General features: G+C 44.4%; 14 protein-coding genes. 8 read left to right on the top strand and 6 right to left on the bottom strand.

Features of this window, described 5'->3' with window-relative positions:
* Window positions 1-8: 8 nt before the first annotated feature.
* The 4 genes from KQI32_RS08440 to nagA all read left to right on the top strand — a co-directional run bounded on the left by KQI32_RS08440 (window position 9) and on the right by nagA (window position 4,161).
* Window positions 9-1,037, top strand: coding sequence for a Gfo/Idh/MocA family protein (locus KQI32_RS08440; protein WP_216424682.1), 1,029 nt, complete (start codon window positions 9-11; stop codon window positions 1,035-1,037).
* A gap of 68 nt (window positions 1,038-1,105) precedes the next feature.
* The gene (locus KQI32_RS08435; protein ID WP_216424681.1) at window positions 1,106-1,996 is read left to right on the top strand and encodes a Gfo/Idh/MocA family protein; all 891 of its coding nucleotides are present in this window, start codon (window positions 1,106-1,108) and stop codon (window positions 1,994-1,996) included.
* A gap of 89 nt (window positions 1,997-2,085) precedes the next feature.
* Complete coding sequence (locus KQI32_RS08430) at window positions 2,086-2,961, top strand: sugar phosphate isomerase/epimerase (RefSeq protein WP_216424680.1); 876 nt, start codon at window positions 2,086-2,088, stop codon at window positions 2,959-2,961.
* A gap of 15 nt (window positions 2,962-2,976) precedes the next feature.
* Entirely contained in the window at window positions 2,977-4,161 is a 1,185-nt protein-coding gene (gene nagA / locus KQI32_RS08425; protein WP_216424679.1) for an N-acetylglucosamine-6-phosphate deacetylase, read from the top strand.
* Between the two features lie 71 nt (window positions 4,162-4,232).
* Here nagA and KQI32_RS08420 read toward each other — a convergent pair whose 3' ends face one another.
* The 6 genes from KQI32_RS08420 to KQI32_RS08395 form a co-directional block, all read right to left on the bottom strand.
* Window positions 4,233-4,415, bottom strand: coding sequence for an alpha/beta-type small acid-soluble spore protein (locus tag KQI32_RS08420; protein WP_177690218.1), 183 nt, complete (start codon window positions 4,413-4,415; stop codon window positions 4,233-4,235).
* Between the two features lie 182 nt (window positions 4,416-4,597).
* Complete coding sequence (locus tag KQI32_RS08415; RefSeq protein ID WP_177690216.1) at window positions 4,598-4,771, bottom strand: Spo0E family sporulation regulatory protein-aspartic acid phosphatase; 174 nt, start codon at window positions 4,769-4,771, stop codon at window positions 4,598-4,600.
* Window positions 4,772-4,874: 103 nt separating this feature from the next.
* Complete coding sequence (locus tag KQI32_RS08410; RefSeq protein WP_177690214.1) at window positions 4,875-5,204, bottom strand: hypothetical protein; 330 nt, start codon at window positions 5,202-5,204, stop codon at window positions 4,875-4,877.
* Between the two features lie 73 nt (window positions 5,205-5,277).
* Complete coding sequence (locus KQI32_RS08405; RefSeq protein WP_177690211.1) at window positions 5,278-5,625, bottom strand: hypothetical protein; 348 nt, start codon at window positions 5,623-5,625, stop codon at window positions 5,278-5,280.
* 552 nt (window positions 5,626-6,177) lie between these two features.
* The gene (gene ytvI, locus KQI32_RS08400; RefSeq protein ID WP_177690209.1) at window positions 6,178-7,263 is read right to left on the bottom strand and encodes a sporulation integral membrane protein YtvI; all 1,086 of its coding nucleotides are present in this window, start codon (window positions 7,261-7,263) and stop codon (window positions 6,178-6,180) included.
* Window positions 7,264-7,306: 43 nt separating this feature from the next.
* Window positions 7,307-8,518 carry a cofactor-independent phosphoglycerate mutase gene (locus tag KQI32_RS08395; protein WP_216424678.1) on the bottom strand — a complete coding sequence of 404 codons (1,212 nt, stop codon included), beginning with the start codon at window positions 8,516-8,518 and terminating at the stop codon, window positions 7,307-7,309.
* 321 nt (window positions 8,519-8,839) lie between these two features.
* Between KQI32_RS08395 and KQI32_RS08390 the strand changes: the two genes are divergently transcribed.
* The 4 genes from KQI32_RS08390 to KQI32_RS08375 all read left to right on the top strand — a co-directional run bounded on the left by KQI32_RS08390 (window position 8,840) and on the right by KQI32_RS08375 (window position 12,932).
* Complete coding sequence (locus KQI32_RS08390) at window positions 8,840-9,286, top strand: ACT domain-containing protein (RefSeq protein ID WP_177690205.1); 447 nt, start codon at window positions 8,840-8,842, stop codon at window positions 9,284-9,286.
* A gap of 15 nt (window positions 9,287-9,301) precedes the next feature.
* Window positions 9,302-10,513: a homoserine dehydrogenase gene (locus tag KQI32_RS08385; RefSeq protein ID WP_216424677.1), complete on the top strand. Its 1,212-nt coding sequence runs from the start codon at window positions 9,302-9,304 to the stop codon at window positions 10,511-10,513.
* Window positions 10,514-10,527: 14 nt separating this feature from the next.
* Complete coding sequence (locus KQI32_RS08380; protein WP_216424676.1) at window positions 10,528-11,736, top strand: aspartate kinase; 1,209 nt, start codon at window positions 10,528-10,530, stop codon at window positions 11,734-11,736.
* 338 nt (window positions 11,737-12,074) lie between these two features.
* Window positions 12,075-12,932 (top strand): aminoglycoside phosphotransferase family protein, encoded by an 858-nt coding sequence (locus KQI32_RS08375; RefSeq protein ID WP_216424675.1) that lies wholly within the window; start codon window positions 12,075-12,077, stop codon window positions 12,930-12,932.
* The last annotated feature ends 118 nt before the right edge of the window (window positions 12,933-13,050 follow it).

The raw sequence follows: 13,050 nt of genomic DNA, 5'->3' as shown, positions 1-13,050 counted from the left end.
TGAATGAAGTGGGTAGAGTAGTAAAATGGGGGATTATCGGCTGCGGCGTTATCTCCAAATTGCATTGTGATGCTTTGGGCGTTGTAGACAATGCGCAGTTATATGCAGTGTGCGATATTATTGAGGAAAAGGCAAAGGCGAAAGCAGAAGAATACGGTGCGAAAAAGATTTATACCGATTATAAGGAAATGCTCAAGGATCCTGAAATTGAATGTGTTTCCATCTGTACGCCTTCCGGTATGCATGGGCAGATGTGTAAGGATGCGGCTGCGGCCGGGAAACATATTCTCTGTGAAAAGCCGATGGAGATCACAAAAGAAAAAATGGATGACGTGATCGAATTTGTGGAGAAGAGCGGTGTAAAAATGGGATGTGTGTTCCAGAGACGCTGCGACCCCAAATTTTTAGCAGTCAAGGAAGCCATCGACAGCGGCAGATTTGGCAAAGTGATTCTGGCGGACGCTTACTTAAAATATTTCAGAAGCCAGGAGTACTATAACAGCGGCGACTGGCGTGCGACCTGGGAACTGGACGGCGGCGGCGCGCTGATGAACCAGGGTGTACACGGCATTGATCTTTTGACCTGGATGGCTGGGGATGTGGAGAGCGTATTTGCACGGTGCGCAACACAGGTCAGAGATATTGAGGTGGAGGATACTGCAATTGCATCCTTGAAATTCAAAAACGGAGCATTGGGCAACATTGAGGGAACCACGTCCGTTTATCCCGCACAGGATACCCGGATAGAAATTCACTGTGAAAAGGGTTCTATGATCGTCAGCGATAAGGGCATCCTGCAATGGTCCATCGAAGGTAGCGACGAACAGGCTCCCGAAATTCAAGCGCCTGTCTTTAAAATGAAAGACGATCCTACCAAATTGCCGGGAACTTCCCATGTGGTTCCATTAGGAGATATGGCGGACGCAATCATCAACGACAGAAAGCCTGCTGTTACGCCGAGAGAAGCAAGAAAAGCGGTTGACCTGATTCTTGCCATTTACCAGTCTTCGGATGAGAAGAGAGAAATTACACTGTAAAAATTACATAAAATAGGGCTGTGTGTTTTTCACATGGCCTTAAATCATGTTTTAGGAGGAATATACATATGATTCGTATTGGTATTTTAGGTTCTGACAATTCCCACGCACTGGCGTTTGCAAAGTTGTGCAACCTGCCGATGGAGAACGGGGAGTACCGCTATCCGGATGTAAGGATTGCGGCGATATACGGAAACGATGACGCTCCGCAGCACACAAAGGATGTTGCAGAGCAGGGAAAAATTGATTTCATTGCGGAAAAACCGGAGGATTTTATCGGAAAAGTAGACGCGGTTATGGTGGTCTACCGGAGAGGCGCATACCATGTGCCGGCTATTCTGCCCTTCATTGAAGCGGGCTATCCCGTCTGGATTGACAAACCGGTGGCAGTCTCGGTGGATGACATCAATAAACTCCGTGCAGCAGTCGAAAAGCATAACACGTTGATCACCGGCGGCTCCACACTGAAATACAACTATGAAATTCTGGCGCTGCAGAACAAGGTGCAGAGCGGTTCCCTGGGCAAGGTGACCGGGGGCGCGATGAATTTCCCCGGCGATCTGGAAAGCGAGTACGGCGGATTGTTCTTCTATGGTTCCCACCTGTGCGAGATGTGTCTGTCCGTTTTTGGGTATGATGTAAAAAGTGTTTATGCCACTGCAATTGAGCCGAAAAATATCTGTGTGATTGCAAAATATGCGGACAAACAGGTTTCCTTAAACTTCAACGGAAACAGCAACAGTTACATCCTGACCGCTTACGGTTCCGAGAAGAGCGTCACCATGGAACTGGACATTTCTATCATCTATCGTCTGGGCTTTGAGAAATGGGTTGAAATGCTGCATACCGGGAAAATGCCTTTATCTTTTGACGATCTGGTTCAGCCGGTTTACATGTTAAATGCAATCCAGAAATCATTGGATGAAGGGAAAGAGGTTGCACTGGACGAGGTGAAATAGGGTTCGACTCTCTAATGCTTACCCATAAAAAGAGAACAGGAATCGGCCGCCGGCCAAAAGTCGGCGGCTTTCTTTAAAGGAGGAAAATAATGTTTAAAAGAGGTGTCATCACAGACGAAATTTCTCAGGATATTGTGGAAGCGGCATCCTTGGCGAAAAAATACGGTTTGACTGGTCTGGAAATTCGTTCGGTGTGGGAAAAAGGTCCCCATGAGCTGGAGGAAGCGGACATTCAAAAAATCAAGGAAACCATGAATGAGTATGGACTGGAGTGCTGCGGAATATCAGCGCCTTTCTACAAATGTGATATAGACAGCGAGGAAGAGGTCCGCGCAAACATTGACATCCTGTACAAATGTATCAACCTCGCAAAACAGCTCGGCACAAAGTATATCCGTGGTTTTACCTTCTGGAAGAAAGGAGAGCTTTCCGACTATATTGATAAGATTGTAGAGCGCTATCAGGAACCGATCCGGATTGCGGAGGAGAATGATATTTATATTCTTTTGGAGTTCGATCCCAGCGTATTTGCTACCAACGCCAGGACGCTGACACGGGTGCTCAAGGCGATCAACAGCCCTAGGGTAAAGGGTCTGTGGGATCCCGGAAATGATATCTATGAACCGGACGGCGAGATTCCCTTCCCGGACGGCTATGACATCATAAAAGATCATTTTGTCCATATGCACATCAAGGACGCGGCGAAGAAAGCCGACGGAACCATTGAGGGCGTGCCCTTTGGGGAAGGGCAGGTCGACTTTGAGGGGCAGTTCAAGGCTTTGATAGAAGCGGGATATGACGGTTATTGTGTGATGGAAACCCATTACCGTCCGAAGCATGAAATCTCCGAGGAATTATTGGCATTGCCGAAGGGATCGGCATTTTCCATGTACGGCTACGAGGCGACGGAAGAATGCCTGATCAAATGGAATGCATTGCTGGATAAACTGGGGATTGCGTATTAGAAAGGCGGAAGGCGCATGAAAAGAGTATTTTATAACGCTGAGGTCATCACGCCGGAGCGTATTCTCCATAACGGATATGTGATGGTGGACAACGGAAAAATCGCCGAGGTGGGAACCGGTTTCCGCAAAGACGGCTTTGACGGAGAAATGATAAATGCAGGCGGAACGTATCTGGCGCCCGGCTTCATTGATATTCATGTTCACGGGGGCGGCGGCCATGATTTTATGGATGGAACGAAAGAGGCCTATCTGCAGACTGCAAAAATGCATGCGAAATTCGGAACGACCGCGCTTCTTCCAACCACCCTCACCAGCACAAATGAGGAGCTAAAGAATACCTTTCGGGTATTTGAGGAAGTCAAGGATGTGGAGAATGACGGCGCCAAAATGCTGGGGCTTCATTTGGAGGGACCGTATTTTGCGCCGCAATATGCGGGCGCGCAGGATCCTCGCTATATCAAAAGCCCAAGCCGGGCAGAGTATGAAGAGATCTATGAATGGTCCAAGGGAAACATCATCCGCTGGAGCGCGGCTCCGGAACTGCCGGGCTCGGATGAATTTGGTTCTTTCCTGAAGGAGAAGGGGATTTGTGCTTCCATCGGGCATTCCGGCGCCAATGAGCATGATTGTATTCTGGCTTACGAGAATGGATTCAACCATATCACGCATATGTACTGTGCCATGTCCACTATCGTGCGCAACAACGGCTACCGCTCTCTGGGGGTGATTGAGAGCGCCTATCTGATCGACGGGATGACGGTGGAGATTATCGCGGATGGCTGCCATTTGCCGAAAGGACTTTTGCAGCTTGTGTACAAATCCAAGGGTGCCGACCGCACCGCATTGTGCACAGACGCAATGCGCGGCGCCGGTATGCCGGAAGGGGAAAGCATCCTCGGCAGCCTGAAAGACGGGCAGAAGGTAACCGTCAAAGACGGCGTGGCTTTCTTAAATGATTTCAGCGCTTTTGCGGGAAGTGTATGCACCGCCGACCGGCTTGTCCGGACAATGGTCAATCTGGCGGAGGTTCCGCTGACCGACGCGGTCAAAATGATGACCCTTACGCCGGCGCGCATCATTAAAATGGATCAGAAAAAAGGCAGTATCGCAATGCATAAGGATGCGGATCTGGTGCTCTTTGATTCCGATATTGATGTGAAAATGACTATGGTGGAAGGCAGAATCGTTTATCAGAAATAAGCTTTCCGATAGATATAGCAATGAGCTGTCTCACCGAATGGCGGGACAGCTCATTTTTGTTTTGCAGGATCCTATTTCATTTGCTGAGAGCCAAGGCTTCTTTCCGCAATTTCAATGGCTTTGGTCACGATATTTCCGCAGTCCCGGGAGGAGACATTGCCCCATCCGCCATCCTGCGAAACCGTATCAAAAACACCCAATTCCTTTGCAATTTCATATTTTAACGCTTCACTCATTTTGCTTTTTCTGCTCATTTAAAAGTACCCCTTTCAGAGTGGAATGCGATATGTCTTTTCCGATTTGGAATGAGGCATATCGGATTTCACTTTCCAAAGTTTTAAACGATAATGAAATAGAATCCATAGCTATTATCTGCAATTCTGATTTTCGTAATCAGGAGAGTTTATGCGCTTTTTCTAAAATTATCATTTTTGATTCAAATTTCCATTTTCTTTTTCTTATTTGCCCTGGACTGCGTAAACGTGAAAATAGCTTTGTCTAATTTTTGACCGATACGCAGAACCTCGGGCGAAAGAGTGTCCTCGCCATGCTCCAGCAAGGCGTCTAATTCTTCTTGTAATTTTTTTATGGTTTTCCTGCTCGCCGCCATAATTGCTCTTCTCCATTTTCTGTATTTTTATATTTCATTTAAGAAAATTGATATTAATTGAAATTCACAGATACTTTCAAGATATGCCCGCACCTATCCCTGCCTAAAATAATTCTGTTATAAGTATTTCCAGTTTGGATTTCATCCCCTCCTTTTCAACCAATGACAGAAAATCCTGCCGAAATTGCTCAATATCATACACTTTGCCGCTGTTTATCAGATGGGTAAGGCACTCCAGATATAACTCGGTGACAATAAATTCTGCGGCCATAACCTTCTGGTTGACCGTCTCATTTGGTATAAAAGGGATGGGATTTATTTTGTCGATTGTATGTTTGGCAACATCAAACTTTATAGGATCATCAGGGATATATTTTTTTCCGTCCGGTGTTCTTTGGGTTATGCGCATAAGGGGGGATCCTTGCTTTCTCATTGGATATTCTTTCTCCTTTGTTTTTATTGGCGTGATGCCACACAGATACACAAATATATAAAATTATGGGTTATTAGTTGGTGATTAGATGTTTTTGACTATTTAAAAGATTACGTATTGCAATATTCACAAGTTTAGATAAACTGATACCATATCGCTTATTCAAATCCTCTAATCCTTTCAAATTGCTTTTCCGAACTAATAAAGTATATTTTATGGATAACTCACCTTCAGCCTTGTCATATAATTCAATGTTTTCTGTTTTAATTAACTCCTCTACACTATCATTAATGAAATCAGGAATTTTCGCACGATAAATTTTACTCAAATCTTCTAATTGAGTAAGTAGTATATTGTCAATATAATAGCTCCGTCTATAAACTTTTTCACGCCGACCATATTTATTCTCAAAATAACTCATAATAATGCACTCCAAATCGTACCTTATTATAAATTATATAATGTTGATTTTTCCGATGGAACCTATCTATATTCATATTTAATCGTATAGAAATTATCTTATAATCATATATAAATTTGACAAAAGAAGATATTTTGTGATTTAATACAAGAGAAAAAGTGAGATAAAGAGTAATAGAATCAGCTATCTTTAATAAAAGATACTATTCTTACAATAAAAAGTAAGAATTTTAGATTATAAAAAATAAAACACCGTGACACAGCTGCTGAGCAAGCTGTATCACGGTGTTTATTTTTTTGAAAAAAGGGTCGCTCCAAATATCCTGGAAGCAACCCCAAAAATAACTTTCCGCTTGCCGGCAAGGCGAAGCTTAAGGAATGGCGGGCGAACAGGGCATGCAGGGGATATAGAAGTTCAATAAGGGCTTGCTCCGTCATTCAACGAGGACAAGGGCACTGCATAGCAGTGCCGCGATCAGCGGGAGATTGTACTTCCGCTGATTGCGGATATGGAACCCGCCGCCTTAAGATGCGGGGGACATCTTGCCCGCAGTTATATTTTGCTGTTTTTTTCTCTTTTTAAAATATGGTCAAACGCGCCTGTCTGATACAAACGAACCAAAAAAAGCGCAATGATGGGGAATAGAATCATCCCTGCCACGCCGACTACATTTAAGCCGATATACATCGAAAATAGGGTAACCAGAGGATGAAGCCCAAGGCTTTCCCCGACAATTTTCGGCTCCATGAACTGCCGGACACAGATGCACACCACATATTGAATCAGCAAAGCGATTGCCATATTGAAATCACCCGCCACCACTTTTATGACGGTCCATGGGATCAGGACAGTCCCCGTTCCAAACACCGGAAGCGCGTCCAGGACGGCCGTTCCCAGTGCAATCAGAAATATATAATTTAGATCAGCAATCTTCATCAGGTTCATGATAGAAAAGCCGATCAGAAGCTCCACGAAAGTGATAGACATTAGTACCAGCTGGGCCTTCACATAGCCTAAAATGGAATCTCGCGCGATTTTTTTCAATCTTTCTATACTGCGAAGATGTTTTGGCTTTAAATATTTGAGACAAAAATCCGTAATCAGCTTTCGGTCTGACACAAAGAAAAAGGAGGCCAAAATGAATACGATAACCGCCACAAAAATCTGCGGCACCGATTTGGCGATATTGCCTGCCGCGCTTACTGCCCACTGTGCGGCAGGCATAATGATATTTTTCACACTTTCCACCAAATCAAAGTCCGTATGCAGCAGCCTGCTGATCCGCTCTGAAATCACGTTGAGTCCTTGGGCAGTTGCGTCAAAACTGTTGGGATTGTTTAGAAATTCTGTCAAGAAGCCTTTGCAGAGGGAGTAAATTTCAGAGATGCAGGCTGTTAAAAAGGTACCCAACACGCCAAACACCAGCAGAATGACGAGAATTCCGGCAAATTTTCGGTTTATTCTCAGCCGCTGATGAAAGAGGTCTACCAGCGGGTTGATGATCATTGCAAAGAGAATGGCGAATACAAAGGGCGCTATCACACTGAAGTACCGGAATAGTATAAAATAGGCCAAGGCGCCGAAAATAACGGCATAAGCGAATACCGTAAAAAATTTTTTATGTTTTTCGTAATTCATAGTGTACCCTCTTTGCAAATATGTTCAAAGGTCTAATCCGTTATTACAATTCATTGTTTATGACTTTTTCGAGCAAAGTATGCCCTTCGTCCAGGAAAATGCCGCTTTTCTGCGCATAAGTCTCCGTATATACGGCATCTGGATCCTGAATTTGGCTGTCCGAATCCTTCAAAAGGAGGAAAGGAACGGGGTCGGCAGTGTGTGTTTTCAGCTTCAGCGGCGTCGGATGATCCGGCAGAACAAGCAGCCGGAACGGCTCGTTCAATTCTTTGAGACAGCTGAGCACGGGGCCGTAAATTTTTTCATCAATCAGCTCGATGGAGCGAACCTTGTCTTCCGCACTGCCCTGATGGCCGCTCTCGTCGGCAGCCTCCAAATGAATATAAAGATACTGGGCGCCGTCCTGCAATGCCTTGATGGCGGCATTCCGCTTTCCGTCAAAATTGGTGTGGACGGTACCGGTCGCTCCCGGAACCTCAATCACATTCAGACCGGTCAGAACACCGATTCCCTTGATCAGATCCACCGCAGAGATCACAGAGCCTGTCAGGTGATATTTTTCCTCAAAGCTGTCCAGGCGCGGTTTTACTCCCTCGCCCCAAATCCAAAGAGAATCAGCTGGATGAAGCCCTCTTTTTATTCGGTCCAGATTGACAGGGTGCTGTTTTAATATTTCATGACTTTTTTTCATGATGGAAAGAATCACGCTGTCCTCCGGCAGATAGTCCTTGACGGGACGGTCGGAGATATCATGAGGAGGCGTCAGCCTGCCGGCTCTCTTCCTATCTTTGCGAATCAGCAGATGGCGGTAGCTGACCCCTGCGAAGAGCTGAAATGTTTCAGAATCCAGTTCCTGCTTCAGGGTTTGGATCAGTGCGGCGGCCTCCTGCGTGGTAATTTCACCGGCGCTGTAATCCAACATGGTCTTTTCTTCGTAAACAGATTCACTGGAAAGGGTAACCAGATTGGCGCGGTAGGTGATATCCGTGTCGGTCAGCGCAACCCCGATACTGGCGGCTTCCAGCGGGGAACGGCCGGAATAATAGATTTTGGGATTGTAACCCATGACGCACAGGTTGGCCACGTCGCTGCCGGGAGCCATACCTTCATAGACCGTCCGCATCATGCCCATTTTGCCGTATTTGGCGGCGCGGTCAATATTCGGTTTCTGTGCAGCTTCCAAAGGTGTTTTTCCGCCAAGACGGTCACAGGGCAGATCGGCCATACCATCTCCCAGCACAATTACATATCTCATTGTCTTTCCTCTTTTCTGCAAAAAAATAATATACTTTCTACATGGACAAATGTATTTTTCACTCTCACAATTTATATTAACACAAATACGGAATTTGAACATTGCTAATTTGAACGAAATTCCATAAATGTACGGATACTTTTTGTTATATTTACATAAAAAAATGAATTTGCCGAAACGAATGCTGGATTAAGAAAAACGGAGAAATTATAAGAAAACAGAAGAAAATGAGGATTATTTCAGGAAAACAGCTTTTGATGTAATAAAATAAGTGTGATACACTGATTCGGTAAAAACAATTGTATATGTGAGGTGGACAGAATGAAAGAGAAGTCAGCCTACTATCTTGTAGAGGAATCGGCGCTCCCGGAAGTACTTTTAAAAACGATCCGCGCGAAACGGCTCCTGGAGACGGAAAAAGCGGAGAATATCAGTGAAGCGGTAAAGATTGCAGACATTTCGAGAAGCGCATTCTATAAATATAAAGATCTGATTAAACCGTTTTATGAATCCCAGATTGGGAAGAAAATCACATTTTTGCTGGTGTTGGAAGACGTGTCCGGAGTGCTGTCCAACATCCTGAAGGTAATGGCCAAATCCAAAGCCAATATTCTGACCATCAATCAGAATATTCCCGTCAATGGCGTTGCCAACATCACGGTGACGATCGAGACAAAGGAATTGATATACTCGGTGGAGAAACTGGTTCAGAAGCTTCAGCAGGTAGAGGGCGTCAGCAAAATTGACATCATATCAAACGGTGTTTAAAGGAAGGAGACACACATGGCGAAGATAGCAATTATGGGCTTCGGCACAGTCGGTTCCGGCGTGCTGGAAGTTCTTGAGACAAATAAAATTTCCATAGCGGAAAAATGTTCGGATACCATTACGGTAAAATATATCCTGGATATCCGGGATTTTTCAGAGGATCCACATCATGAGTTATTTACAAAGAATTTTGAGGATATATTAAATGATGAAGAGGTCAGCGTGGTTGTGGAAACCATGGGTGGCCTGCACCCTTCTTATGATTTTACGAAAAGGCTTCTTTTAAAGGGAAAGCATGTTGTCACCTCAAACAAGGAGCTGGTGGCGGCCTATGGAGCGGAACTGCTTCAAATTGCCCGGGAAAAGGATATCAATTATATGTTTGAGGCCAGCGTGGGAGGCGGCATTCCGATTATCCGGCCGCTGAACAGCTGCCTTGCCGCAAATGAAATCACCGAGATTGTAGGAATTTTAAACGGTACTACCAACTATATTCTGACGGAAATGTTTGAGTCCGGAAAAGAATTTTCGGTTGCATTAAAGGATGCACAGGACAAGGGATATGCGGAAAAAAATCCCGCTGCTGATGTGGAAGGGCACGATGCGTGCAGGAAGATTGCCATTCTGTCGTCCCTGGTATTTGGAAAACGGGTGGACTATACAAAGATTAATACGGATGGTATCACAGACATCACTCTGACAGATGTTAAGTATGCAGAGGCCTATGGAAGCGTGATCAAGCTGATTGGGCGGGCGAAGATAGAAAACGACAGAGTGTTTGCGTCAGTGGAACCGACAATGCTGAAAACAAGCCATTCCCTTGCAGGGATCAAAGATGTGTTTAACGGCATTTTAGTCAAAGGAAACGCCATCGGCGATGTAATGTTTTACGGACGCGGCGCCGGAAAACTGCCGACTGCCAGCGCGGTTGTGGCCGACGTGATCGACTGCGTCCGAAATCTGGATCGGAATAACCATTACTTCTGGGAGGAAGTGGACACCGACTTCGTTGTACCCTATGATCAGAATACGGCAAAATTTTTGGTTCGTATTGCGGGAAGCTATAAAGAGCAGAAGGATAGGATATGCAATTTGTTTGGAGAGACAGAAGTCCTCCAAATCAAAGAGGGCGAGTTCGGCATCATGACCAGCGAAATGACGGTTGCTGACTTGAAAGAAAAGATGAAACAGGTTTCTGCCATCAAAAAAATAAAGTTTATTGATTAACCAGGGAGGTAAATATGGGTTTAATTGTTCAGAAATTCGGCGGCAGCTCGGTTGCGGACGCTGAGAAAATCTTCAACGTTGCCGGCAGAGTCACCGATGCATACAATGCGGGGAACCAGGTGGTCGTCGTGGTATCCGCCCAGGGCGATACGACAGATGATCTGATTGAAAAGGCAAACGAGATCAATCCCAATCATTCCAAGCGGGAGATGGATGTGCTTCTCTCCGTCGGCGAACAGATCACCATTTCACTTTTGGCCATGGCTCTGGAAAAACTGGGATATCCGGTGATTTCATTGACTGGATGGCAGGTTGCCATGCACACCGACCGGAACAACATGAATGCGAGAATCAAGCATATAGACACCCAGCGGCTGCAAAGCGAGCTGGATCAGAAAAAAATTGTTATTGTAGCAGGCTTTCAGGGCATTAACCGATACAATGACATCACAACGCTCGGACGGGGAGGCTCGGACACGACGGCGGTTGCTCTGGCAGCGGCACTGAATGCGGACTTGTGTGAGATCTATACCGATGTGGACGGGGTTTATACCACCGATCCCAGAATCGTGAAGAATGCGAAAAAGCTGAAGGATATCTCCTATGACGAGATGCTGGAACTGGCTTCTCTGGGAGCAAATGTTCTGCACAACCGTTCGGTTGAACTGGCCAAAAAATATAACGTGGCGCTGGAGGTTAAATCCAGCTTTGAGAAAATAGAAGGAACCAAAGTGAGGGAGGTTGGCAACGTGGAGAAAATGTTGGTAAGAGGGGTAACCAGAGATAACAATGTAGCGCGGATATCGGTGGTGGGGATCAATGATACACCGGGAAAAGCATATATGCTGTTCAATCTGATGGCGAAATATAACATCAATGTGGACGTTATTCTGCAGTCTATCGGCCGGGAAGGAACCAAGGATATTTCCTTCACGGTTCCGAGAGATCATGTGGAGGAAGCTTTGCAGATTTTGAATGAGCAGATTGAAAATCTGGAAGCAAAGGAAATTAAACACGCGGATAATGTATCCAAGGTTTCGATCGTGGGAGCCGGTATGGCTTCCAATCCGGGGGTTGCGGCAAAGATGTTTGAAGCGTTGTATGAAGCGCAGATCAATATTCATATGATTGCGACTTCCGAGATTAAGGTGTCGGTTCTGATTGACGAAAAGAATGCGGAAAAGGCAGTCGCCGCGATTCATGATAAATTTTTCAATAATTAAACAGGTTTGATTGGATGGAACCAATAAAAAGCGGTGTGGCAGGGTAAGTTACGGTTTTACCTTGAAAAGAAGTTGCACCGTTTTTTATGCTGCAAAGTGAAAGTTTGCAAATTTGGATTTTGGTATCAAAATCCGATGCTCGTTACTCTTGCGGACATTATTTTCGCATACTTCACATCAGTTATTTCCGTGCAGACACAAAAATCCCACTCAATCTGTTGCTTTTTATAATAAAATTAATCATAATTGAGATTCGTATTATAGCATTCAAAAGCAAACAGCAAGCAAAAAATTTGAAGAGCATATAGGCAATATAATTTTGAAAAGGAGCTGCAAAAATGAAAACTTTTATTTCAAAAGATATCATTGACAAAGGCTGGTCCGGGGATAAGAAATACTGTGTTGCCGATAAAGACGGAAATAAATATCTGCTTCGTGTATCTCCGATAGAACAATATGACCGCAAGAAAAGCGAATTTGACCTAATGTGTAAAGTTTCGGCTCTCAAAGTTCCTATGTGCAAACCATTGGAATTTGGCACTTGTGATGAAGGGGTGTATTCGATTCAAACTTGGATTAATGGAGTTGATGCAGAAGAAAATATTCCATTGCTCACAAGTAAAGAACAGTATGACTATGGTTTTAAATCGGGAAAGATATTAAAAAAGATTCATACGATACCAGCACCTGAAGATATTGAGGACTGGGAGATGTTTTTCAATCGTAAAGCAGATTATAAAATAAAAAAATATGATGAATGCCCAATTAAATACGAAAACGGTCAAGCATTTATTGATTACATCAATGATCACCGACATTTACTTAAAGGTCGCCCCCGCACATATCAACACGGAGATTATCATATAGGAAATATGATGATAGGCAATGATAAGCAGCTATATATCATTGATTTTAACCGAAATGATTTCGGCGACCCGTGGGAAGAATTTAATCGTATCGTATGGTGTGCAGAATCAGATCCATTATTTGCAACAGGTATGGTAAATGGTTATTTTGACAACAATGTTCCAATGGAATTTTGGAATCTACTCGCTTTATATATAAGCAGCAATACACTCTCATCTGTTCCTTGGGCAATCCCTTTTGGTGATGAAAAAGTAGAAGTAATGATAAATCAGGCAAAAGATGTACTTCGTTGGTATAATAATATGAGAAATCCAATCCCGACTTGGTAGAGTCTTTTACAAAGATTGTGTAAACCTCCAAACAGGTATATAATAAATACTGAGTTTGGAGGTTTTACTATGCCAAGAAGAAAAAGAACGCCGGAGGAAATCGCACGCAAAGCAAAAG

Origin of the sequence: Acetivibrio sp. MSJd-27 (assembly GCF_018918095.1) — a bacterium.
Classification (GTDB): Bacteria; Bacillota; Clostridia; order UMGS1840; family HGM11507; genus HGM11507.
The sequence above is the reverse complement of the archived record's forward strand: the minus strand, read 5'-3'. Positions and strand labels throughout refer to the sequence as shown.

Excerpts from the sequence above, each read along its gene's own strand:
- KQI32_RS08390 (WP_177690205.1), top strand. The coding sequence starts at position 8,840 with ATGAAAGAGAAGTCAGCCTACTATCTTGTAGAGGAATCGGCGCTCCCG.
- KQI32_RS08380 (WP_216424676.1), top strand. The coding sequence starts at position 10,528 with ATGGGTTTAATTGTTCAGAAATTCGGCGGCAGCTCGGTTGCGGACGCT.
- KQI32_RS08430 (WP_216424680.1), top strand. The coding sequence starts at position 2,086 with ATGTTTAAAAGAGGTGTCATCACAGACGAAATTTCTCAGGATATTGTG.
- KQI32_RS08435 (WP_216424681.1), top strand. The coding sequence starts at position 1,106 with ATGATTCGTATTGGTATTTTAGGTTCTGACAATTCCCACGCACTGGCG.
- KQI32_RS08385 (WP_216424677.1), top strand. The coding sequence starts at position 9,302 with ATGGCGAAGATAGCAATTATGGGCTTCGGCACAGTCGGTTCCGGCGTG.
- ytvI (WP_177690209.1), bottom strand. The coding sequence starts at position 7,263 with ATGAATTACGAAAAACATAAAAAATTTTTTACGGTATTCGCTTATGCC.
- KQI32_RS08375 (WP_216424675.1), top strand. The coding sequence starts at position 12,075 with ATGAAAACTTTTATTTCAAAAGATATCATTGACAAAGGCTGGTCCGGG.
- nagA (WP_216424679.1), top strand. The coding sequence starts at position 2,977 with ATGAAAAGAGTATTTTATAACGCTGAGGTCATCACGCCGGAGCGTATT.
- KQI32_RS08415 (WP_177690216.1), bottom strand. The coding sequence starts at position 4,771 with ATGGCGGCGAGCAGGAAAACCATAAAAAAATTACAAGAAGAATTAGAC.
- KQI32_RS08405 (WP_177690211.1), bottom strand. The coding sequence starts at position 5,625 with ATGAGTTATTTTGAGAATAAATATGGTCGGCGTGAAAAAGTTTATAGA.
- KQI32_RS08420 (WP_177690218.1), bottom strand. The coding sequence starts at position 4,415 with ATGAGCAGAAAAAGCAAAATGAGTGAAGCGTTAAAATATGAAATTGCA.
- KQI32_RS08395 (WP_216424678.1), bottom strand. The coding sequence starts at position 8,518 with ATGAGATATGTAATTGTGCTGGGAGATGGTATGGCCGATCTGCCCTGT.
- KQI32_RS08410 (WP_177690214.1), bottom strand. The coding sequence starts at position 5,204 with ATGAGAAAGCAAGGATCCCCCCTTATGCGCATAACCCAAAGAACACCG.